Here is a 21796-nt window from a genome sequence, read left to right as displayed (position 1 = left end):
ACTCAACGACAGGTTGGGTAACGTAACCGAGCAGGCCGAACATTGATCGAGCGACGTCAATTCAGCGGAGGCATGAAGGGGAAAAATCTCCGCTATCTGAATGAGAACCCCAACGAGAAGACTCAGGTGGTCAGGGCAGGATTTCTGCTGCTTGAGCATTTCTCGCTGCCCGCATTCACGCAAGCACTGGATACGATTGTCACCGCGAATCTTCTGCGGCCCGGGTTGTTCTCTTCCCGAACGTTCGGCTTGACCGATGAAGAAGTCATCAGTGACCTGGGCCTGGTCATCCGCCCGGATGGCCGTTTCGTTGGCTCAACGATCCAGGAGCTGGACCTGCTGGTCATTTGCGGCGGCTACAGGACAGAACTCAAAGCGACGGATGAACTCATCTCCCTGTTGAGGGCCGCATCAGACCAGGGCGTCATTCTGGCCGGGTTGTGGAATGGCGCATGGTTCCTGGGGAGGGCAGGCTTGCTTGACGGATATCGCTGCGCGATTCACCCCGAACATCGCCCTGCGCTCGCGGAAATCTCCAAGGCGACGCATGTCACCAGTGAACCCTACGTCATCGATCGAGACCGCCTCACGGCCTCCAGTCCCTCGGGGGCGTTCCACATGGCGCTGGACTGGATCAAAAGCTTGCACGACAAAGCCCTTGTCGAGGGGATTGAAGACATCCTGGCTTTCGAGGAGTCGCGTTATCGGCGCATAAAACCGACTGAAAATATCTGTGTGAGCGCGCCATTACGCGAGGTGGTGAAGCTGATGGATGCCAACCTCGAAGAGCCTCTGGAACTGGAGCAACTGGCGGTTTACGCCGGCCGTTCGCGTCGTCAACTCGAGCGCTTGTTCAAGGAGCAACTGGGCACGACGCCGCAACGGTATTACATGGAATTGCGGATTACCGAGGCGCGTCGGCTGCTCCAGCACACCGAACTGTCCCAGGTGGACGTATTGGTGGCTTGTGGTTTTGTATCGCCCAGCCATTTCAGCAAGTGTTACAGCTCTTACTTCGGCTACAGGCCTTCCAAGGAAAAGCGCCTGGTCAAGTAGCAATGGGGGCGGCAAGTAGCCCCCAAAATCGTTCAGCGCTCGTTGACCCTTGCCGTGCTATTGCGCAACGTCAGTTCAAACGGCAATACCACATGACGTTGCGCAATCGGTTTCTTCTCAATCAAGGCAATCAGCATTTCGACGGCTTTCTGGCCGAAGACTTCGGCGGGTTGCGCGATGGTCGTCAGGGGGGGATCGCAATACGCCGCGAAGGGAATGTCGTCGAAGCCTACCAGTGAAATATCTTCGGGTACCCGCAAGCCTTGCTGCTTGATGCGCTTCAACGCGCCGATGGCCATTTCATCGTTTTCGCAAAAGAGCGCGGTGGGACGGTCGGCCAGCGCCAGCATCGCTGCTGCACCGTCATCACCAGCCTTCAAACTGAAATCCCCGTGGCAGATCAGAGCGGCATCGGAGGCGATGCCGGCCTGGCGCAAGGCGTCCTGATAACCGGCCACACGATCGCGGGTCAGCGGGCTGCTTTTCGGGCCCTTGATCAGACCAATCCGGCGGTGGCCCAGTTCTATCAAATGCTCGGTCATGGCCTTGGCTGCTGCGCGGTTGTCGAGGCTGATCGTGGGATGGCGGCCGCCTTGAATCACCTCACAGGCGTTGACGATGGGCGGTAACTCGGCGCTGGGGAAGGGCGCTTCAAAAGGGTCGTAGGCGCGCAGTTGAATCACGCCATCGGCCTGATGGGCGTACACCAGCTCGGCGAATTCCCGTTCGATTTCCTCACGACCCTGGGTGTCGCACAGCAGCAGTCGGTACCCGGCGGCCTGGGCAGCCTGTTGGGCACCGCTGATCACCCGGGCGAAAAACGTGTTGGCGATGGCCGGGACCAGAATCACCAGGTTGCCCGTCCTGCGTGAGCGAAACTGCACCGCCATCAGGTTCGGCCGATAACCGGCCTTTTCCACGGCGGCGTTGACCTTGTCCCGCGTGTCGGGGAGCACGCGCTCAGGCGATTTCAGCGTTCTGGAGACCGTGGCCACCGAGACGCCGGCAAGCCGGGCGACTTCACGGATATTGGACAAGACCACCTCGTTGTCGAACTGTGCGGCTGGCGAGCTTAGCGCAAGTCGAGCGTGCCCTGAAATGTTCATCGATATTAATCCGGGGTTTGACACCTCGCGCAACAGGGCCTAAATTTCCGTGGCGATGTAACCGGTTACATCGCCGCGGAGTTTAAGTGTCCAAACAGCATAGGTATCTACACAGGGCTAAGTCTGTAGCAGCTGCCGAGCCTGCGTTCGAGGACGAAGTCCTCGCCAGGCCTGCATACGCGGTTTGCCTGAAAGCGCCCGCAAACTGATTTGACGACTGCTTCGCAGTCGAACGCAGCCTCGCAGGTTCGGCAGCTGCTACGGGGGGCCAAAAAGATGTGTAGTGCCTCAAACAGAGAAAAGTCGCGATGAACGTTCCAGTGGCAAAAATAAGAATGGGCTTTGTCGGAGGCGGCGAGGGTGCCTTCATTGGCAAGGCTCATCGTCAGGCCGCCGGGCTCGATGGTCGTTTTGAATTGGTGTGCGGTGTGTTCAGCCGAGACGCCCGCAACAACCAGGCTACAGGCGCGGCGCTGGGATTGTCCGCTTCGCGCTGCTACAGCGACTGGCAGCAGATGCTCGATGCCGAGCGCGCACTGCCCGCCGATCGGCGCATGGAACTGCTCGTCATCGTCACCCCTAATCACCTGCACGCGCCGATTGCCACTCGGGCGCTGAGTGCAGGGTTTCATGTGTTCAGCGAGAAACCCGCGGCGCTGAATCTGTCCGAGCTGTTACCTCTCAAGAAACTGCTGGAGAGCAGCGACCGCCTCTATGGATTGGCTCACACCTACCTCGGTTATCCGATGGTCTGGCAGGCTCGGCAAATGGTCCGCGACGGCGTGATCGGCACGGTGCGCAAGGTCATCGTCGAGTATCCCCAAGGCTGGCTCAGTCAGGATGTGGCCGGGCAGGGCAACAAGCAGGCGGGCTGGCGCGATCTGCCCGAACAGTCGGGGCTGGGCGGCTGCATTGGCGATATCGGCACCCATGCCTTTTCATTGGCCGAATTCGTCGCAGACCAACCGATCAAGCACCTGTGTGCGATGTTGAATACGCACCTTGCAAGCCGGCAACTGGACGACGACGCGGCGATGCTGTTCAAGATGGCCGACGGCGCGAGCGGTGTATTGATCGCCAGCCAGGTCTGCGCTGGCGAAGAGAATCCGTTGAAGATCCGTATCTACGGCGACAAGGGCGGGCTGGAATGGCGTCAGGAAGAACCGTCGAGCCTGATTCATCGCGCCATCGATCAACCCTTGCGCACCCTGCGTTCCGGTGTCGGTCAACCCTGGTTGTGCGAAGCCGCGAACCGACGCATGCGTCTGCCCGCCGGACATCCCGAAGGCTATCTGGAGGCCATGGCCAACCTCTACGGCGACTTCGCCAGCGCGATCCGCAGCAACCTCAAAGGCAATGAGGCGCCCGGTGTGCCAGGCATCGAAGTGGGATTGCGCGGCATGGCTTTCATCGAAACCGTGATCGCCAACCACCGTGGCGACAGCAAGTGGACCGAACTGGTCTGCCATCCATGAACCTGGAGAATTCCCCCGTGAATCCTACATCCCAACCCTCGACGGGCTTGCGTGGTCCAGGCATTTTCCTGGCGCAGTTCATGTCCGCTGAAGCACCATTCGATACCCTGGCCAATATTGCTCGTTGGGCGGCGTCCCAAGGGTACAAGGCCATTCAGTTACCCACGTTGGGCACGCAATACATTGACCTGGCGCGCGCCGCCGACAGTCAGGATTATTGCGACGAATTGAAAGCCACCTGTGCTCAGGCGGGCGTCGAAATCAGTGAGCTGTCGACGCACTTGCAAGGCCAACTGGTCGCGGTGCATCCGGCGTTCGATGCCTTGTTCGATGACTTTGCGCCGGCGCATGTGCGCGGTCAGCCGCAGGCGCGGACCGAATGGGCCATCGACCAATTGAAGCTGGCGGCCCGCGCCAGTCAGCGGTTGGGATTGAAGGCCCATGCAACCTTTTCCGGCGCGTTGCTCTGGCCGTATCTCTACCCTTGGCCGCAGCGGCCGAGCGGTTTGGTCGAACAGGGTTTTGCAGAACTGGCCAAGCGCTGGTTGCCGATCCTCGACTGTTTCGAAGAGGCCGGCGTCGACCTGTGCTACGAGATCCACCCCGGCGAAGACCTGCACGACGGCGCCTCGTTTGAGCGTTTCCTGGAGGCGGTCGATCATCATCCACGCGCCGCCATTCTGTATGACCCCAGTCATCTGCTGCTCCAGCAAATGGACTACCTGGGGTTCATCGATCGCTACCACGACCGCATCCGCATGTTCCACGTCAAGGACGCCGAGTTCCGGCCCGATGCCCGTTCGGGGGTCTACGGCGGCTATCAGGCATGGGTCGACCGACCGGGCCGCTTCCGTTCTCTGGGCGATGGCCAGATCGATTTCAAATCGATCTTCAGCAAACTGACCCAATACGACTTTGCCGGTTGGGCCGTGCTGGAGTGGGAGTGTTGCTTGAAGGATTCGGCACAGGGGGCCGCGCAAGGAGCGGCGTTCATCGAGCAGCACATGATTACCAAGACACAAAAGGCCTTCGACGACTTCGCCAGCGTGACGTCCGACGAAGGTTTCAATCGCCGCCTGCTGGGTTTGCCCGCTGCCTGAATAAAACGCTGTTCGTTGCTCTTCTCCAAAAACAAAAACAATAAGTCGGTGACTGTTATGACCCTGATGACCGCGCGATTAAGCGCCATGATGTTCCTGCAATTCTTTATCTGGGGTGGATGGTTCGTCACCCTCGGTACCTTCCTCGCCAGTGATCTGGGCGCCAGCGGCGGGCAGATCGGCATGGCGTTCTCGACCCAGTCCTGGGGTGCGATCATCGCGCCGTTTGTGATCGGTTTGATCGCTGACCGTTTCTTCAATGCCGAACGCATCCTCGCCGTGCTGCACCTGGTAGGCGCGGTATTGCTGTATCAGCTTTATCGAGCGCCGGATTTCAGCACGTTTTATCCGTTCGTACTGGCCTACATGATGATCTACATGCCGACCCTGGCATTGGTCAATTCGGTCGCGTTCCGGCAGATGAGCGACCCGGCCCTGGAGTTTTCGCGCATCCGCGTGTGGGGCACCGTTGGTTGGATTGTGGCCGGTGTGGTGATCAGTTTTGTGTTTGCCTGGGACTCTCAAGCCGCGATTTCAACAGGCGGGTTGCGCAATACCTTTCTGATGTCGGCGATGGCGTCTCTGGTTCTGGGCCTTTACAGCTTCACCTTGCCGCGCACTGCACCTCTGAAGCCAGAGTCCGGCAGCGGCGGCCTCAAGCAAATGCTCGGGCTGGACGCCTTGGGCTTGCTCAAGGACCGCAGCTACCTGGTGTTCTTCATTGCTTCCATTTTGATCTGCATTCCACTGGCGTTTTATTACCAGAATGCCAATCCGTTCCTGGCGGACATCGGCATGACCAACCCCACCGCGAAAATGGCCATCGGTCAGGTCTCGGAAGTGCTGTTCATGCTGCTCCTGCCGCTGTTCATTCAGCGCTTCGGCATCAAAATCGCGCTCCTGGTGGGAATGCTGGCGTGGGCCTTGCGCTACCTGTTGTTCGCCTACGGTAACAATGGCGACCTGGCCTTTATGCTGTTCACCGGCATTGCCTTGCACGGCATCTGCTACGACTTCTTCTTCGTCTCGGGCCAGATCTACACCGATGCCAAAGCTTCGGAGCACTTCAGAAGCTCCGCCCAGGGCCTGATTACCCTGGCGACCTACGGCCTGGGCATGCTGATCGGCTTCTGGGTCGCGGGACAAGTAACCGATCACTACGCGTTGGCGGGCAGCCATGACTGGAAAAGCATCTGGCTGTTCCCGGCCGGGTTCGCGTTGGCAGTATTTTTCTGTTTTTCGTTGGCGTTCAAGGGGCGGCAAACGGCAGTCGTGCAATCGACCGTCTAGCGATTGATGACAGCCACTGCCTTTCGAAAACAGATCGAAAAAAACAGCCGAAGCCTTTAGGGACTTCGGCTTTTTTTTGTGCAGTGCCGGCGCGACGGCATCCGAACTAACGCGTCTGGGTTCTTGCAGACGGGAAAATCCCTGCTTAACTCTGAATCAATGGTCAGTCCGTGACCGGGTAGTCACGGAGGCCGTACGGGCACCGTCATGCTGTGCGCTTAGCTCAAATTGGTAAAAGGAAAAGTTACATGATGCCGAAAACTGCCATCGTCGAGATCTGCGGGAAGTACAAGGTTCATACCGAGCACTATCTCAACACTGCCGCTAACAAGACCATCATTCTGGTCAACGGCTCACTGGCAACGACAGCATCCTTTGCCCAAACGGTGCGTTACCTGCAACCACGATTCAACGTGGTCCTTTACGACCAGCCCTACGCCGGTCAGTCGAAGCAACACAACCTCCACGGCGAACCGATCCGAAAGGAAGACGAGGCAGCGATACTGCTGGAGTTGATCGAACACTTTTGTGCACACCATGTGCTGTCCTTTTCCTGGGGCGGTGCGGCGACCTTGCTGGCGCTGGCCCAGCAGCCGCGACGTATCGAGAAAGCGGTGATCGGTTCATTCGCAGCACGGGTCAATGCGCCGATGCGCGATTACCTGGAGCGCGGCCTGAACCATCTCCAGGCGTGTGACCGCCTCAATGTCAGTCGCTTGATCAACAGCACGATCGGCAAGCACCTGCCATCGCTGTTCAAACGCTTTAATGACCGCCATGTCAGCAGCCTGGCCGAGCACGAGTACCGGCAGATGCATTTCCACGTCAATGAGGTGCTGACTCAAAACACTCATTGCTATGTCGCCTGTGCCAATGCCATTGAAATCCCGCTGCTGTTTGTCAACGGCGAATGGGATGAGTACACCTCGGTAGAAGACGCCCGGATTTTTGCCGATCACGCCCCTCAGGCCAGCTTCCACACCATCAGGAACACCGGGCATTTCCTCGATATGGAACACCCGGCGGCCTTGCATGACACCCGGCAGGCCTTGCTCGGCTTTCTCGATCCGGCGTGCAGGAAGCAGGGCCGTGTTGCCTCAGACATCCAGGTCAATTACGTATGAATCATTGAATTGCGGGTTTTCATTAACGCCATTTTTTGCATAACCCCGGGGATTGCAAATGACCCGGGTTTTGCCCACCGCATAGTCAAAGCTTCCATGGGTATGGCCATGCAGCCAAAGCGCCGGCTGCCAGACGTTGATCCGTTCTTCGAGGTCTGAAACAAAACTCGCGTTGATCGGTGAATTCTCGAATAGCGGGCTTATGCTCAACCGTGTCGGTGCGAAATGCGAAACCACCACCGTGGGCGTCGTTCTGTCGCGGGTGAAGCAGTCTTCCAGCCAGGCGACTGTCTGCAAAAAAACCAGTTGTGAAACTGCCGGAGTGAACAGGTCTGGAAAATCGGGCGAGATTTTTATGTGGGTGTAGTCCCGCATAAGCTTCGTAGCCAGATCAACACCCCGTGCCCGATCTTCTGCAGAATCGAAAAGACGATAGTCGGACCAAAGGGTGCAACCCAAAAACCGCACGCCGTCGTGGACATGCTCCGAACGTTCCAATACGTGGATCCGTGTCCCTTGCGACAACCTGTTCAACTGTTCGTAGGTAGAAATCAGGTCACTGCCATAAAACTCGTGATTCCCAGCCACGTACACGATCGGAAGAGGGCACGATTTGGCCCACTCAATGGCCGCAGCCGGACGGGAAATGTCTCCGGCGAGAACGACAATGTCAGCATCCACATCGGGAAAAGGTAACGCGTTGACGGACAAATGGATGTCTGACAGCAAGGCGATGCGCATCGATCGACTCCTACTTGATTTGAATGTCAGCCCCGTTGAACTGACGTCGGCAAACGCCGCTCCATGATGATCGTACGCTCGGCACCGTGAAACTCGTCGCGGATTTTTCGATAACCCAGCTTGAAGTAAAAGGTTTCGGCGGTGATGGAAGAGGGGACGCGCAGTACCTCGATATTTGCGGCTTGGGCGACCGATTGAAGGGTCGCCATCAACTGCCTGCCGAGTCCGCGGCCCTGATGGTCTGGGTCTACGAATACGCTGCGTACAACGTCTTGATCAAGACTGGCCGTGGCGACTACACGCTTATCGTGGGTGGCGACAAAGACCTGGCGTTGGTTTAACAGGGCGCGTAAGGCCTCGGGAGAAAAGCTTTTCTCTACCTGGGTGATGACGTCGGGCGGGTAGTCCCGAGCATTGGACTGGCGCAGTGATTGAATGATGACCTGGCTGATGTCTGCCGCATCGTCAGGGGTGGCGAGTCGAATCTGGTTATTCATTTGAAGACCCCAATCCTTGTGTCTTTGCCAAAATCCTAAGTCGATCTTGAACGGTCAATGTCGCCATAGCGAGCGACTAGTTGAGCTGAGCACCTCGCGCCTCTAACAACTCCCGCAATACCGAACGATGGCAATGCGCTTCCTCTTCGCAATAACAGCCAATGGCCAGTGACGTTTGATGGGACAACGCTGCCAGTAAATCGAGCAACTGACTGGGCGCCGGGTGGTTCATTTCGCTCTTGAACTTGCGCTTGAACACTTCCCACGCCTTGTCGTCTTCCGCCGCTTTGGCTTCTGCGACCAGCTCGGCGCTGGGAGACAGCAACGGCTGCCATACGTCATAAAAATCACGGCTGGCGAACTCGGCTTTCGGCACGCCACGCGGCGGGCGCCGCACCGTGCCCAGGCGCAGGCCTTCATTGGCTGCGCGCGGTGAACCGAGGCGCACGATATGGATGGGCATGCTCTACCTTCCTTTATTACCGCGAGCTTTCGAACCACTCCAGCGCCGTGCGCCAGATGCAAATCCCCAGGAAGTAAGCCGACATCAGCAGCCAAAGCCCCATTACCAGCGGGTTGATCACTGGATGGTTGACCACCAGCGACAAGCTGCACAGCAGCCAGATCGCCGTCACGGCAATGTTGATCGGCATGAACTTGCGCACGCGGAACGGGTGGAGGAACTTCATCCGGGTCACGGTCAACAGCGCCAGGCCGATGATCGCGAGAAAAGTGATCCACGACGGCGGAGCGATGATGTACAGGCACAGCGCAACCACGTTCCAGGCGGCGGGGAAGCCCTGGAAGTAGTTGTCTTTGCTCTTCATGTTGACGTTGCAGAAACAAAACAGCGATGAGACCAGAATCAGCGAGACGGACAACAGCAGTGTGTAGTCCGGCAAGGGGATGTAACGATAAATGAACAGGGCGGGGATAAACACGTACGTCAGGTAGTCGATGACCAGATCGAGAATCGAGCCATCGAAACTTGGCAATACCGACTGGACATTGACCTTGCGCGCCAACGCGCCATCCAGCCCATCGACGATCAGGGCGACACCCAGCCACAGCAGGCAGTTTGTCGCCTGGTTTTCCAGCAGGGCGAGGGTTGCGAGGAAGGCAGTGACCACGCCGGTGGCGGTAAAACCATGGGCGCCCCATGCTTTGAGCCTGGCGATGTGTAGGGTCGATATCACGGGAGTATTCTCCAGAAAGTGAAGCAAGCCTGTTATCACCCCTTCAATCGGGGGTGTCGGCAAACCAAGTCAGGTTGCATGTATCGACCGGGTATCCGGGGATAAGGTTCACCATCTGTAAATCTTAGCTGGGCTGAAAAAAAATACCCCGGATCAATTCGGGGGTAATAAAGCCAAACGGTGGTGGCGCATTCGTCGGCGAGGACTATCGTTGCCTGACTGGATCACCCCAACCGATGAGGACATCTCATGAACACCAGCGATCTGCTCGAACAACTACTGCGGGCCGGTCAAGGCTCAATGTCGCAACAGGGTGGCGGTGGCGCGTCGGCCCAAGGTGGTCTCGGTGGGTTGCTCGGCGGCCTGTTGGGCGGCAGTGCCGGGTCAAGCGCCGGGGGCGGTGGCCTGGGTGGTTTGCTCGGTGGTCTGCTGGGCGGTGGCTCAACCATGGGTGGTTCGACCCGGACCCACTCGGGTGGCGGCACGAACTACGCGGCACTGGCTTCGCTCGGAATGATGGCATTCCAGGCTTATCAAGCCTGGCAACGCAGCCAGGCCTCGGCGCCGCAACCGGCACCGCGCACTGTCGACCTGTTGTCCGGCCCGGAAGTCGAGGACCACAGCCATGCGATTCTTCGGGCATTGATTGCGGCGGCGAAGGCCGATGGCCGGATTGATGCCGCCGAGAAGCAGATGATCAGCACCGAAATCGGCCGCCACACCGACGATCCGGAACTCCAGCAATGGCTGGATGACGAAGTCGCACGGCCGCTGGACGCCGCCGATGTGGCGCAGTCGGCCACGGATTCCGGCATGGCGGCGGAAATGTACCTGGCCAGTGTGATGCTGGTGGACGATCAGCAGGACGCCGAACGTCGCTATCTCGATGAACTGGCTGCGGCGCTGAACATCGATCCGGACCTGCAAGTGCATCTGGAGCAACAGGCCAAAGGTGGCGTGGCCTGATGATTGTTTCTGCGCTTTGCGTCACCAAGTTGCCGGGTATGGCTCTGGCATCGTGGATGGAACGCGGAGCGTCCCGAGAGGCGTTCCCACGCGGAGCGTGGGAACGATCAACGCCTACGAGGTCATGGGGGCTTTCGGCACCAGAAACGTAACGCCGAAGCGCTCGGCGATGGCCAGGATCTGCGGCAAATCCTGCGGCACTTTGAGCTGATCCAGTGCGGCAAAGAACTGGCCACCGCGCGGATCAGACACCACGCCGATCATCTTCGCCGTCGCACTGATGTTCTTATAGGCATGAATAGTCCCAGCGGGAATATGCACATAACCCCCGGGGGAAAGGGTGGTGGCCTTGCCCGCAACGGTCACTTCCACCTGCCCGTCAATCACGTAGAACGCTTCGTCCCATGGATGAAAGTGCGCAGGCGGCCCACCGCCTTGCACGCCTTCCTGGATATGCATTTCAAAAGGTTTGCTCAGATCCCCGCCCGCAAGAATGGTGATGGCCTCGCCCACGACACTGACCGGGTCGGGTTTTTTGTCGGCCTCGATGACATGAATCGTTCGCATGATTGCTCTCCGTAGGATGAGACCACACACGCTGAGTATATTCACTCGATCCGGCATCGGGTGCCGTGCCACAAGCCCGTCTGTCCGGGCGATTCCCACGCTGATGGAATTTTCTTCCGCAGGGGTCGCTCTGCTGATGTAGAGACGTGCTGATTCAGCGTCCTGACTGGCCTCAGACCGAGAGACGACCCCATGACTGCCCTGACACGACTTGAATCCCAGCGGACTGCCCAATGCGCGATCCTGACCGCCGGGAACCTGAAACCTGTCTACGAACAGTTATTGCTGAGCGACGATATCGAACACCAGCGTGCACTCGCCCAATCCTTTCTCAAGGCTCAACTGGCGCAGGCCGCGGACCTGCCTGAAGACATGCCGCAAGACCTGTCGACACTGCAAACCTTTGTCGAACAACACTGCGCCGATGTAGCACGCCAATATGCCGATTACCTGCAACAGCGCAAGGACGGCGGACCGCGGCAGTTCTTTACCAACAAGGCGCACGCGTTGTATTTCCTGCAAGCCGTTGCCCCGACCAAACTGGTGGACGGCGCGTGGCTGTATGGACTGCTGCGGCACTGGCATGACCCGCGTTTCGAAGGGCTGATTTGCACCTATCTGGAAGAGTTGGGGGAGGGCAACCCGGCGCGAAATCATGTGGTGATATACCGCAAGCTGCTCGCCGAACAGGGCTTGCTGGACAATCCGTTCATCCCGGACGAGCGTTACTTGCAAGGTGCGGTGCAATTGGCGCTGGGTTATTGCAGCGACGATTTTTTGCCAGAAGTGATCGGCTACAACCTCGGCTATGAACAACTGCCGCTGCACTTGCTGATCAGCGCCTATGAACTCAGTGAGCTGGGCATCGATCCGTATTACTTCACCCTGCACGTGACCATCGACAATGCCAGCACCGGCCACGCGCAAAAGGCCGTGCAGTCGGTGCTGCAATTGTTGCCGGTGGAAGCCGACCGCGAAGACTTTCTGCGCAGGGTTGCGCTGGGTTATCGGCTCAACGATCTGGGGCAGGGCAGTCGAGCGATCATCGAATCGTTCGACCTGTACGGCGAGTTGCTGAGCATGCTTGAGCGCAAGCGCCCGTTTGGTCAGCACATGCATTCCGACTATTGCCGGTTGGAAGGCCAGACCGTCAATCAATGGCTGTCGTCGCCGGAGCAGTTGCCAGGCTTCCTCAGCGCCATGGAAAACAAGGGCTGGATCAAACGTCACCAGAACCCGCAAGCGAGTCGTTTCTGGCAACTGGTCGAGGGTGACGGCGCGGCCATGTTCGGGGTGTTCAGCCCCTACGAAAAGCAACTGCTGCACGACTGGATTGCCGGAGATTGGCGACCTGAGCGATCGCCCGCTGCGGTTCGACGCAGTAGCCGCGCCGCGACCGAACCACCCGTACCCGCCAATGACCCGGATGTCGAAAGCCTGCACGCTACACTTAAAGGGCTTGCCGCCGACGAGCAAATGCAAGTCTTGATTCCGTGGTTGTCCGCCCATCGGCACGCCCACCCCGCTGGCCTGCTGGCCACGCGACGGTTCATCGAACTCAAATCCGGTTTTCGATAGGGAGCCCTTCATGAATCAGGAAGAACACCTTGGCGCCGCCGATCTGGCCTTGTTGCAACTGGGGCGCCGTTTGCAGGCCGACGGCTACCGTTTCATCACGCCAACGCCGCTGACCCATCAACGGGTCAATGATCGCTCCTTTGGGCAAAGCGCCCGGACCCTGCGCGAAGTGTTCGGCTGGTCGCGGCCGTTTGAGCCCGGCCTGTTGTCGGTGGATGAGCAACGGCAGTTGCAACAGGCTGGCGTCCTCGATGAATGCAATGGTCGACTGAAAAGTCATGTGCGCTGGTCAAGTCTCGATGACCTGTTGTTCGTGCATTCGGGTTACCCCACTGATGCCGCTGACGCGGTGTTCTTCGGCCCCGACACCTACCGTTTTGCTCAGCTGATTCACGCCCATCTGCAACACAGCTTCGCGCCGATCAGGCGCGCCGTGGATATCGGCTGCGGTGCGGGCGTCGGGGCGATTTTGATTGCCCGCGCACGCCGGGAAGCGGAAGTCCTGGCCGTGGACATCAACCCGTTGGCGTTACGCATGACGGCGGTCAACGTCGCCCTCGCCGAGGTGGCTAACGTCAGCATCGAGGCCAGTGATGTGCTGCAAGACGTCGACGGCCAATTCGACCTGATCGTCGCCAATCCGCCGTACATGGCCGACCCGGCCGAGCGTGCTTACCGGCATGGCGGTGGCGCGCTGGGCGCGCAATTGTCGTTGCGCATTGTCGAACAGGCCCTGTATCGGTTGGCTCCCGGTGGTTCGCTGGTGCTGTACACCGGCGTGGCAATGATCGATGGCATCGATCCGTTTCTGGATGCAGTGGCGCCGCGCCTGGAGTCGCCGATGTTCGGCTGGACCTACCATGAAATCGACCCCGACGTGTTCGGTGAAGAGCTGTTGACGCCAGGCTATCAGCGGGTGGAGCGAATTGCCGTCGTCGCCCTGATTGTCACGCGTATCGGCCCAGGCATCGGGGGCACCGTGACCGCGTCAGCAGGTGCGCCATGAGCAGGAGCCTGGACGATTACAATCGCATGCGCGATTTTTCGGCAACCTCTGAACCGGCTGCCGGCAAACGTTCGGGCAAGAAAACCGCGAAAGACCATGCGTTGCAGTTCTGCATCCAGAAGCACGACGCCTCGCGCCTGCATTACGACTTTCGCCTGGAGCTCGATGGCGCGCTGAAAAGCTGGGCGGTGCCCAAAGGCCCGTCACTGGACCCCACGGTCAAGCGCCTGGCAGTGCACGTCGAAGACCATCCGATTGATTACGCCACCTTCGAGGGCAGCATTCCCGAAGGGCATTACGGTGCCGGCGAGGTGATTGTCTGGGACCGGGGAGTCTGGATACCTCAGGACGATCCGGCCGAGGCATACGCCAAGGGCAAGCTCAAATTCGAGCTAAAGGGCGAGAAGCTGGGAGGGCTGTGGAACCTGGTGCGCACGCACATGCCAGGCAAGCAGGAGCAATGGTTTCTGATCAAGCATCAGGACGGCGCGGCCAGGCCCGAAAGCGATTACGACGTAGTCGCCGCCGAGCCCGACAGCGTGCTCAGTGACCGGACCATCGTTGCCAAAAAGCCGAAGACTGCTGCCAAACCCAAGCCCGTCGACAAACCTGCCAGCCCGGCGCGCAACGAAAAATCGGCACCCTTGACGGGCGCCCGCAAAGCCAAATTGCCGGAGATGCTCAAGCCGCAACTGGCGACGCTGGTCGAAAAGGCCCCAGGCGGCGAGTGGAGCTATGAGATCAAGTTCGATGGCTATCGGATCATGGCCCGCATCGACCACGACGAAGTCAAACTGTTCACCCGCAACGGCCATGACTGGACCCATAAACTGCCCAGGCAAGCCCAGGCGTTGGCGGCGCTGGGTCTCGAATCGGCCTGGCTCGACGGGGAAATGGTGGTCGCCAACGAACAGGGTGTGCCGGATTTCCAGGCCTTGCAAAACGCCTTCGACTCGGGCCGCAGCGGCAACATCCTCTACTACCTGTTCGACATGCCTTACCTCAACGGTGTGGACCTGCGCGAGGTGCCGGTCGAGGAGCGAAGGGTTGCACTGTCGACCGTGCTCAACCCCAATAAAGATCCGCTGCTGCGCTTCTCCGATTCCTTTAGCGAAGAACCGCAAGCGTTGCTCAACAGCGCCTGCCAAATGCAGATGGAAGGGCTGATCGGCAAACGCCTGGGCACGCCTTACGTGTCTCGGCGCAGCAGCGACTGGATCAAGCTCAAGTGCAAGCATCGACAGGAATTTGTGGTGGTCGGCTTCACCGACCCGAAAGGCTCGCGCAATGCCTTCGGTGCGCTGCTGCTGGGGTTGCATGACCGCGATAGCGGTGAGTTGCGTTACGCGGGGAAGGTCGGCACCGGGTTTAACGAGACGACGCTCAAGCGCATTTATGAGCAACTGAAACCGTTGCAGACGAAAAAGATCCCAGTGGTCAATCCGCCGAGCGGTTTTGACGCCAAGGGTGTGCACTGGCTCAAGCCGACACTGCTGGCGGAGGTCGCTTTTGCCGAAATGACCAAAGAAGGTTCAGTCCGTCATGCGGTGTTCCATGGTCTGCGTGACGACAAACCTGCCGAAGACATTACCGAGGAGCGTCCGAAAGCCGTGAAGACTTCAGCCGCGAAAAAGACCACTGCCGAAAAACCTTCCACCCCTGCCAAAAAGAAAGCCACGCCCGCACCCTCACAAATCGGCCTGGGCGAGGGCAAGGTGCGCATCACTCACCCCGAGCGGGTGATCGACGCCAGCAGCGGCGCCACCAAAGTGCAACTGGCGGAGTATTACGCCAGCGTCGCCGAGTGGATTTTGCCTGAACTCAAGGATCGCCCCGTGGCGTTGGTGCGTGCGCCGGACGGCATTGCCGGCGAACTGTTTTTCCAGAAGAACGCCGAGCGCCTGGCCATTCCGGGAATTACCACCCTGGACAAGGCACTCACCGGGCAACCGGTGATGATCATCAATAACGCCGAAGCCTTGATCGGCGCCGTGCAGATGAGCACTGTTGAGTTGCACACCTGGAACGCCACCTCGGACAACCTCGACAAACCCGACCGCTTCGTCCTCGACCTCGACCCGGACCCGGCGCTGCCCTGGAAAAGCATGGTCGAGGCGACTCAACTGACCCTCTCGGTGCTCGATGAACTGGGACTCAAGGCGTTTCTCAAGACCAGCGGCGGCAAGGGGATTCACCTGGTGGTGCCACTGACGCGCAAGCTGGGTTGGGATGAGGTGAAAGACTTCAGCCACGCAATCGTCAGCCACATGGCCAAGTTGCTGCCGGAGCGTTTTTCCGCGGTGTCGGGCCCAAAGAACCGGGTCGGGCGGATCTTCATCGATTATCTGCGCAACGGCCTCGGGGCCACGACCATCTGCGCTTACGCTGTGCGCGCCCGCGATGGGCTGCCGGTGTCGGTGCCGATTTTTCGCGAAGAGGTGGGCGAGCTCAAGGGGGGCAATCAGTGGAACATCCACACAGTGCATCAACGCCTGGCCGAGGTCGGCGACGAGCCCTGGAAGGATTTGAAGAAAACCCGGCAATCGATCACCGCCGAGATGCGGCGGCGGGTCGGGATGAAAAAATAGCCACGTACATCTTGTAGGAGCACGGCTTGCCGGCGATGGCGTTCTCTAGGGCGCCATCGCCGGCAAGCCGTGCTTCCTACAAAAAGCTATTTGATAAAGGCCTGCAGGTCGCTGGTCAGCTTGTCGATTGCGACTTTGAAATCCTTGGTGGTGATCTTCTGGCTGGCGTTTTCCAGTGTGGTGCCAAAGACTTTGCGCACGACTTTGGCCACGGTCTGGTTGTTGCTGGCATCGACGAACTCGGCCTCGATGAACAGTGTGGTGTCCTGATCGCGGTGACCACTGGCGGCGGAAACACCCCCGACGACGGCGGCAATCGGCACCACTTCATACCACTTCATGCCTTCGGTTTCGGCACTCACTCCGGTGATCGCCGCGCGCATGATCAAGGTTTTTGAACCGGCTGGCGCTGATTTCGTGCTCGATACCACCCGATATTTCTGACCCAGCACACCTTTGGCCTTACTGGTCATGTAGCTCTGCAACTCGTCCAGGGTTTGCTGGTTGACCCGCTCAGTAGGCTTGGGCGCCGGGTAGAGCTCCAGCTTATTGAAAACCACGGTGTTATAGGCCTCTGGATTCCAGGACGGGCTGACCCAGCGCATGGCTGTTTCGCCGCTGGTGGTGGTGACTTGCTGCAAATTGTTGTAGTTGGACAGGAAGCCGGAATACTGCTCACGCTCGGTGACTTTCGAGGTGCAACCGCCGAGCAGCAGGCTGGTCAGCGCAACGCCAATAAACAGCTTTCGGGACAGATTCATAGTGGTGTGTGCTCCATGGATTAAGTCGTTTTTTCGGTAGCAGATCATTAGAAGCGCCAAGTCATGTTGCCGGTGACGGCTTGAATCCAGGCAGTGTCGAACTGACTAGAAGTTCGAATATACCCGACGTGAATTTGGTCTCCTCCACCGGCTTATCGCCCGGCCAGACCATGGCCCAGCTGACATTCAATGCCGGTGACCTCGTTCAGAGCATAGGTGGCTCCGGCCGCAATGCGCCAGGATTCTCGCATTGGCACGGTAAAAGTCCGGTTTGCGTCTGGCGTACCCTGAGACGAGCCCCCCGACCGGCCACCCACTGAATCCCCCGCGATGAGCGTAGGTATGAATCGTTAAATTTCCAGTTATTGGTTTTTCGACCACAGGCCTTTGTTTCCCGTGCCTGGATCGGTCATAGAGAATGTATTGTTCCAACGCGGAAGGGCATGGGGCGGCGAGCCCGGCTCGCCGCCCCAACGACTATTGCTTGCCGACAGCGGCCGCCAGCAGCGGCGCTATCTGTTCATCGGTCAGTGCCGCCTGGACTTCCATGGTCATAAGGTCACTCCATTCCAGCACCCACTTCTGAATGGTTGCCGGATCACTGGCCTCTGCCACGCCAAAACCGGATGCACCACCGATGGCGTGCCAACGTCCAAGCATCTTGACGCCAGCGGGTGGCGCACCTCCGGTCTTGAGGAAACGCTCGATCGCGTTGTTACGATTTGCCGAACTGATAGACCAACTGACTATGAATAACATTTGCCACCTCCTGCGACGGATTGGCACCTGTTGCTCTTCGCGCACCTGGCGGGTGCCGGGACCAAGGTCACGCTTGAATGTCCAGTTTCATCCCTGACTGGCTTGAAACCACTGCTCCCATGAGAAGGCATAGCAGCGGGCCAGACTCGGCGCATGACCGCTGATCCTGTTTCGCTATATGGCAACGAATTTTTCCGGTGCCTGGAGGGCGATATTCATGCCGCTGATTTCACGCATCGCGCAACAGGTCGTTGGCGTTAAGCAGCGCGTAGGCGATTTCCGGGCGCTTCTCCAGTGCGCGACGAATCGCGGCCGGGATCGACTGACGGGTTTTGCGGCATAGCCCCGGTTGTTCACCCAGGTTGATACCGATACCGCGCATGGTGCGTACTTCGTTGAAACCGGGGGCGATGTCGACGCGAATGCCCAACTGCTCATACATCCGCTGTTGCAGGCGTTCCAGATCGCTCAGGCTCTGGAGGTTTTCCAGACGTTCGATCAGGCGCTTTTCCTCTGAGCGGGTCAGAAACAGAATGCGCACGTCCGCCCCCGGTGTTTCCAGCAGCGGGTCTCGCCCGCAGTCGCAGACGCCGGGTGGGCAGGGTTGGCGGATCGGAGGCGTGGTGGTCATGGGGTCAATCATAGAGTGCTGCAATCGGGTTTGCCCATAGGGTATTTGCCGTTCTGGCGAACGGGAAACGCCGGGTCTAGGCTTAAAAGTCGGGCACAGGCAGGGTGCAACTCATCACGTTCCGACTGTTTGATTTCAGAGGAGACGCAGCATGGAGCGATTCACGGGGGGTTGCCTGTGCGGCAACGTCCGAATTGAGGCGTCGGGACTCCCGTATCGGGTTGGCCTTTGTCACTGCCTCGACTGCCGCAAGCATCATGGGGCGCTTTTTAATGCTTGCGCGATATTTCCTCAGAATGCGGTGACGATTGAAGGTGAAACACGCGACTACGGCGGGCGATTTTTCTGTCCCCGCTGCGGCTCGTCTGTTTTCGCCCGCAGCGACGACGAAATCGAAGTGAACCTGGGGTCGCTGGATGCCCCGGACCAACTGAGGCCTACCTACGAAAGCTGGATCGTGCGTCGTGAATCCTGGTTGCCGGCGTTTCCGCTCATGAGACGCTACGAGCGCGATCGTGACCCCGCTGGTCGCTTTGAGGAGTAGGTGCCGATTGATGAATCCAGGGCTTGCTACACAAGACTTGGACTCTCAATCCAGTAGATATCGTTTTCAAAACGGGGCCTTCCACACCGAGTTCCCAGCCGCTATATACTCGACAGCCTCTTCACCCCCTCAAGCAAGAGACACCCATGGCAAACCACGATCTGACCTTTCTCCCCGACCCCGATCCGCAATCCATCTCTTCCGATGTCGCCGGTTTCGGCGGCCTGCTGGTCTCCACTCAGATTCCCACCCGCGCTGACGGCAGCCTGGAACTGGGCGACATCACTTTGCAAAGCGAATGCACCCTGCAGGCGCTCAAGGTTGCGCTGGAGCACGCCGGCAGTTCCATGGACCGGGTTCTGCATTTGACCATCTACCTTACCGACATGGCCGACCGCGCCGCCTTCAACGAGGTTTACCAGCGTTTCTTCGCCAAGCCCTGGCCGGTTCGGGCCGCCGTTGGCGTGGCCTCCCTGGCGGTTGAAGGCATGCGTGTGGAAGTCACGGCGATGGCGGCCAAGGGCTGAGTCCATGGGGTTGACCGGCAGCCTCGCTCAACGAACGGGTACTACCGGGCGGATTGGCAAAGACTGCCTCAAGGACGGCTTTTATTGGCCGTCTACGAGGCGAGGCAGCCCCAAGGGATCAAACTCGCGCAACGTCTCAGGCAATAGCGCATCCGGAAAACCCTGGTAGGACACCGGGCGCAAAAAGCGTTCAATCGACGTCATGCCCACCGAGGTGAAACGGCTGTCCGACGTTGCCGGAAACGGTCCACCGTGGATGGTGGCGAAAGTCACCTCCTGAGGGTGCGCGAAAGCGTTGACCACGATTCGCCCGGTACGCCGCTCCAGGACCGGCAGCATGCGATGAGCCAGCGGCATATCGCGCTCAACAAGATGCATGGCGGCGCTGAGCTGGCCCTTGAGCGAGCGAGCGACGTCAAGCAGTTCATCCTCATCCTTGACGTTCACCAGCAGTGCTGAGGGACCGAATACTTCTTGCGCAAGTACCGTTTCGGTCAGGAAGCGTTGACCGTCGACCTCATGCAACACCGATTGGCCATCAAAATCAGCGTTGGCTCGCGAGCCTTCGGCGATGCGATTTGCACCGACGCTCTCCATTGCGCCGAGTCCGCTCAAGTAGGAGGCATGAATACCTGGCGTCAACATCGTGCGCGCCGATGCTTCGGTGACGCCTTTTGCCATGGCGGCGCGCAGCGCTTCAAAGCCAGCTCCTTTGATGGCGAAGAGGATGGCGGGTCTGAGGCAGGCTTGCCCCACATTGACCAGCATGCGTTCGATAAAGCCAGCACCGATTTGCGCTCCACGCTCGGCCAGCGCATGGGGCAGGATGAACGTGGGGTTGACGCTGGTCATCTCGGTGAATACGGGAATGGGATCAGGGCGTAGCTGCGCACGCCGATACAGCGCCATGCCGCCATGCTCCGAGCCGGTGAACGTCACGGCCTTGATCAACGGATGATCGACCAAGGCTTCGCCGATCGTGTTGCCAATGCCACGCACCATCGAGAAAACACCCTCAGGCAGTCCGTTCTCTTGTACCGCCTTGCGGATGGCACGCGCCTGAATTTCCGATGCGCCTGGATGGGCGTTATGCGCCTTCACGATGACGGTCGCGCCAGCTGCCAATGCCGAAGCGGTATCGCCACCTGCGACCGAATAGGAAATGGGAAAATTACTCGCGCCGAAAATAGCCACAGGGCCGATTGCCATTTTCTGAAGTCGATGATCCATGCGTGGGCGAGGCTGACGATGGGGCTGGGCCGGATCGATGGCCAGCTGGAGGAAGCGTCCTTTACGTACGACCGCCGCGAACTGGCGAAACTGGGTGGCAGCTTTTACCGCTTCGCCTTCAAGCTGAGCCTCAGGCAGGCCCGTTTCGAGCGCGGCCCGTGCGGCAAGCTCATGACGGACAGCGTCGAGATTGTCGGCAATGCTTTCCAGGAACGCCGCGCGCCGGGTGAGCGAGGTATGGCTGTAATGGTCGAATGCTTCGTCGGCAAGCATCGCGGCCTGGTTGACGTCTGCCATACCACCGAGTGCGAAATCCGGCTCGATCAACTGGTTGGTTGCGGGGTTGAGCGCCTTCATTGTCCCTTCAATGGCCGGGACTTCGTTTGCGCCGATAGTGAGGTTTCCAGTCAATGTCATGTGTGTCACCCCTGCTGTGCCAGAGACGCGATGAGCTCGTTCGTCGCCACAATGGCGTGGGCGAACGTAGGGCCGTTGAGTTCGTGCGCGGCCTGCATCATTTCCGGCGTGAAGGCAGCGGTCGCATCACGTACCAATGTGACGTGGTAACCGAGTTCCACGGCGTAGCGCGCGGTTGCCTCGATGCAGGTATTCGCCAGCAGACCCACGATGATCACGTGCGTGATGCCTTTCTGCTTAAGGCGAAAATCAAGGTCGGTGTTGGCAAAGCCGCTCGAGCCCCAATGTTCCTGAACGACGATGTCGCCGTCCTTGGGCGTGAAATCGGGGTGCCATTCCCCGCCCCATTCCCCGCGTGCGAAGTGATGCATGTGCATGACCTTGCACTGGGTAGGGCTCGGATGATCCCATCCTTCGTAGTCGCCTTGTTCCCAACGGCGGTGCGGTACGATGACCACCGGAATATCGAGTGCACGGACGGCGCGGTCGAGGGCGCGCAGATTTTCGAGCAGGCCGACTTGCTCGGCAATCGGCTTGATCAAGGGGTAGACCTTTCCGCCTTCCGACAGAAAATCATTGTAAGGATCGACCAGCAGATACGCGGTTCTGGTGAGGGGATAAATGGCTTTGGACATGG

General features: G+C 59.1%; 22 protein-coding genes and 1 pseudogene. 11 read left to right on the top strand and 12 right to left on the bottom strand.

Features of this window, described 5'->3' with window-relative positions:
* Positions 1 to 42 precede the first annotated feature (42 nt).
* Positions 43 to 1056 carry a GlxA family transcriptional regulator gene (locus AC3WP4_RS01605; RefSeq protein WP_173860437.1) on the top strand — a complete coding sequence of 338 codons (1014 nt, stop codon included), beginning with the start codon at positions 43 to 45 and terminating at the stop codon, positions 1054 to 1056.
* Positions 1057 to 1088: 32 nt separating this feature from the next.
* Here AC3WP4_RS01605 and AC3WP4_RS01600 read toward each other — a convergent pair whose 3' ends face one another.
* Positions 1089 to 2093, bottom strand: coding sequence for a LacI family DNA-binding transcriptional regulator (locus AC3WP4_RS01600; RefSeq protein ID WP_102614325.1), 1005 nt, complete (start codon positions 2091 to 2093; stop codon positions 1089 to 1091).
* Between the two features lie 377 nt (positions 2094 to 2470).
* Between AC3WP4_RS01600 and AC3WP4_RS01595 the strand changes: the two genes are divergently transcribed.
* The 4 genes from AC3WP4_RS01595 to AC3WP4_RS01580 all read left to right on the top strand — a co-directional run bounded on the left by AC3WP4_RS01595 (position 2471) and on the right by AC3WP4_RS01580 (position 7151).
* Positions 2471 to 3637: a Gfo/Idh/MocA family protein gene (locus AC3WP4_RS01595; protein ID WP_371916894.1), complete on the top strand. Its 1167-nt coding sequence runs from the start codon at positions 2471 to 2473 to the stop codon at positions 3635 to 3637.
* The gene (locus AC3WP4_RS01590) at positions 3634 to 4737 is read left to right on the top strand and encodes a sugar phosphate isomerase/epimerase family protein (RefSeq protein ID WP_102614220.1); all 1104 of its coding nucleotides are present in this window, start codon (positions 3634 to 3636) and stop codon (positions 4735 to 4737) included. The genes AC3WP4_RS01595 and AC3WP4_RS01590 overlap by 4 nt, the downstream gene beginning before the upstream one ends.
* A 57-nt stretch (positions 4738 to 4794) precedes the next feature.
* Positions 4795 to 6027 (top strand): nucleoside permease, encoded by a 1233-nt coding sequence (locus AC3WP4_RS01585; protein WP_076027780.1) that lies wholly within the window; start codon positions 4795 to 4797, stop codon positions 6025 to 6027.
* Between the two features lie 248 nt (positions 6028 to 6275).
* On the top strand, positions 6276 to 7151 hold the full coding sequence (locus AC3WP4_RS01580) for an alpha/beta fold hydrolase (RefSeq protein ID WP_102614221.1): 876 nt from the start codon (positions 6276 to 6278) through the stop codon (positions 7149 to 7151).
* On the opposite strand, the gene AC3WP4_RS01575 is transcribed toward AC3WP4_RS01580, so the two are convergent.
* The 4 genes from AC3WP4_RS01575 to pcsA all read right to left on the bottom strand — a co-directional run bounded on the left by AC3WP4_RS01575 (position 7125) and on the right by pcsA (position 9585).
* Positions 7125 to 7892, bottom strand: coding sequence for a metallophosphoesterase (locus tag AC3WP4_RS01575; RefSeq protein ID WP_074877834.1), 768 nt, complete (start codon positions 7890 to 7892; stop codon positions 7125 to 7127). The genes AC3WP4_RS01580 and AC3WP4_RS01575 overlap by 27 nt on opposite strands.
* A gap of 26 nt (positions 7893 to 7918) precedes the next feature.
* Positions 7919 to 8389, bottom strand: coding sequence for a GNAT family N-acetyltransferase (locus AC3WP4_RS01570; RefSeq protein ID WP_102614222.1), 471 nt, complete (start codon positions 8387 to 8389; stop codon positions 7919 to 7921).
* A 76-nt stretch (positions 8390 to 8465) separates the two neighbouring features.
* A complete protein-coding gene (locus tag AC3WP4_RS01565; RefSeq protein ID WP_074877830.1) occupies positions 8466 to 8852 on the bottom strand; it encodes a DUF488 domain-containing protein in 387 nt (128 codons plus the stop codon).
* A 16-nt stretch (positions 8853 to 8868) separates the two neighbouring features.
* Positions 8869 to 9585: a phosphatidylcholine synthase gene (pcsA, locus tag AC3WP4_RS01560; protein WP_102614223.1), complete on the bottom strand. Its 717-nt coding sequence runs from the start codon at positions 9583 to 9585 to the stop codon at positions 8869 to 8871.
* 249 nt (positions 9586 to 9834) lie between these two features.
* Between pcsA and AC3WP4_RS01555 the strand changes: the two genes are divergently transcribed.
* Positions 9835 to 10551: a tellurite resistance TerB family protein gene (locus tag AC3WP4_RS01555; protein ID WP_102614224.1), complete on the top strand. Its 717-nt coding sequence runs from the start codon at positions 9835 to 9837 to the stop codon at positions 10549 to 10551.
* 114 nt (positions 10552 to 10665) lie between these two features.
* Here the strand turns inward: AC3WP4_RS01555 and AC3WP4_RS01550 are convergent, their stop codons facing one another.
* Complete coding sequence (locus AC3WP4_RS01550; RefSeq protein WP_076027775.1) at positions 10666 to 11118, bottom strand: cupin domain-containing protein; 453 nt, start codon at positions 11116 to 11118, stop codon at positions 10666 to 10668.
* Between the two features lie 192 nt (positions 11119 to 11310).
* Between AC3WP4_RS01550 and AC3WP4_RS01545 the strand changes: the two genes are divergently transcribed.
* Genes AC3WP4_RS01545 through ligD form a run of 3 tightly spaced genes read left to right on the top strand, consistent with a single transcriptional unit; the run spans position 11311 to position 16290 of the window.
* Positions 11311 to 12696 (top strand): iron-containing redox enzyme family protein, encoded by a 1386-nt coding sequence (locus tag AC3WP4_RS01545; protein ID WP_102614225.1) that lies wholly within the window; start codon positions 11311 to 11313, stop codon positions 12694 to 12696.
* 10 nt (positions 12697 to 12706) lie between these two features.
* The gene (locus tag AC3WP4_RS01540; protein WP_102614226.1) at positions 12707 to 13702 is read left to right on the top strand and encodes a methyltransferase; all 996 of its coding nucleotides are present in this window, start codon (positions 12707 to 12709) and stop codon (positions 13700 to 13702) included.
* Positions 13699 to 16290, top strand: coding sequence for a DNA ligase D (gene ligD, locus AC3WP4_RS01535; RefSeq protein ID WP_102614227.1), 2592 nt, complete (start codon positions 13699 to 13701; stop codon positions 16288 to 16290). The genes AC3WP4_RS01540 and ligD overlap by 4 nt, the downstream gene beginning before the upstream one ends.
* Before the next feature lie 86 nt (positions 16291 to 16376).
* Here the strand turns inward: ligD and AC3WP4_RS01530 are convergent, their stop codons facing one another.
* From AC3WP4_RS01530 to AC3WP4_RS01515, 4 genes and pseudogenes are all read right to left on the bottom strand, one after another.
* Positions 16377 to 17051: a DUF3313 domain-containing protein gene (locus AC3WP4_RS01530; RefSeq protein ID WP_076027771.1), complete on the bottom strand. Its 675-nt coding sequence runs from the start codon at positions 17049 to 17051 to the stop codon at positions 16377 to 16379.
* 47 nt (positions 17052 to 17098) lie between these two features.
* Positions 17099 to 17329 (bottom strand): annotated as a pseudogene (locus AC3WP4_RS01525) (transporter); the annotation flags it as partial.
* Positions 17330 to 17528: 199 nt separating this feature from the next.
* Complete coding sequence (locus tag AC3WP4_RS01520; RefSeq protein ID WP_102614228.1) at positions 17529 to 17810, bottom strand: DUF3303 domain-containing protein; 282 nt, start codon at positions 17808 to 17810, stop codon at positions 17529 to 17531.
* Positions 17811 to 18039: 229 nt separating this feature from the next.
* Positions 18040 to 18441 carry a hypothetical protein gene (locus AC3WP4_RS01515; protein WP_074877812.1) on the bottom strand — a complete coding sequence of 134 codons (402 nt, stop codon included), beginning with the start codon at positions 18439 to 18441 and terminating at the stop codon, positions 18040 to 18042.
* Positions 18442 to 18592: 151 nt separating this feature from the next.
* On the opposite strand from AC3WP4_RS01515, the gene AC3WP4_RS01510 reads away from it, so the two are divergent.
* On the top strand, positions 18593 to 18985 hold the full coding sequence (locus AC3WP4_RS01510; protein ID WP_074877810.1) for a GFA family protein: 393 nt from the start codon (positions 18593 to 18595) through the stop codon (positions 18983 to 18985).
* Positions 18986 to 19131: 146 nt separating this feature from the next.
* A complete protein-coding gene (locus AC3WP4_RS01505; protein WP_074877808.1) occupies positions 19132 to 19512 on the top strand; it encodes a RidA family protein in 381 nt (126 codons plus the stop codon).
* A gap of 81 nt (positions 19513 to 19593) precedes the next feature.
* Here AC3WP4_RS01505 and AC3WP4_RS01500 read toward each other — a convergent pair whose 3' ends face one another.
* Entirely contained in the window at positions 19594 to 21159 is a 1566-nt protein-coding gene (locus tag AC3WP4_RS01500; protein ID WP_102614229.1) for an aldehyde dehydrogenase (NADP(+)), read from the bottom strand.
* Between the two features lie 5 nt (positions 21160 to 21164).
* Positions 21165 to 21794: a cysteine hydrolase family protein gene (locus AC3WP4_RS01495; protein WP_102614230.1), complete on the bottom strand. Its 630-nt coding sequence runs from the start codon at positions 21792 to 21794 to the stop codon at positions 21165 to 21167.
* Positions 21795 to 21796: the final 2 nt, after the last annotated feature.

The sequence above is a fragment of the Pseudomonas sp. FW305-20 genome, from assembly GCF_058788075.1.
Note: the sequence above shows the minus strand (reverse complement) of the source record. Positions and strands in the feature narration are given on the sequence as shown.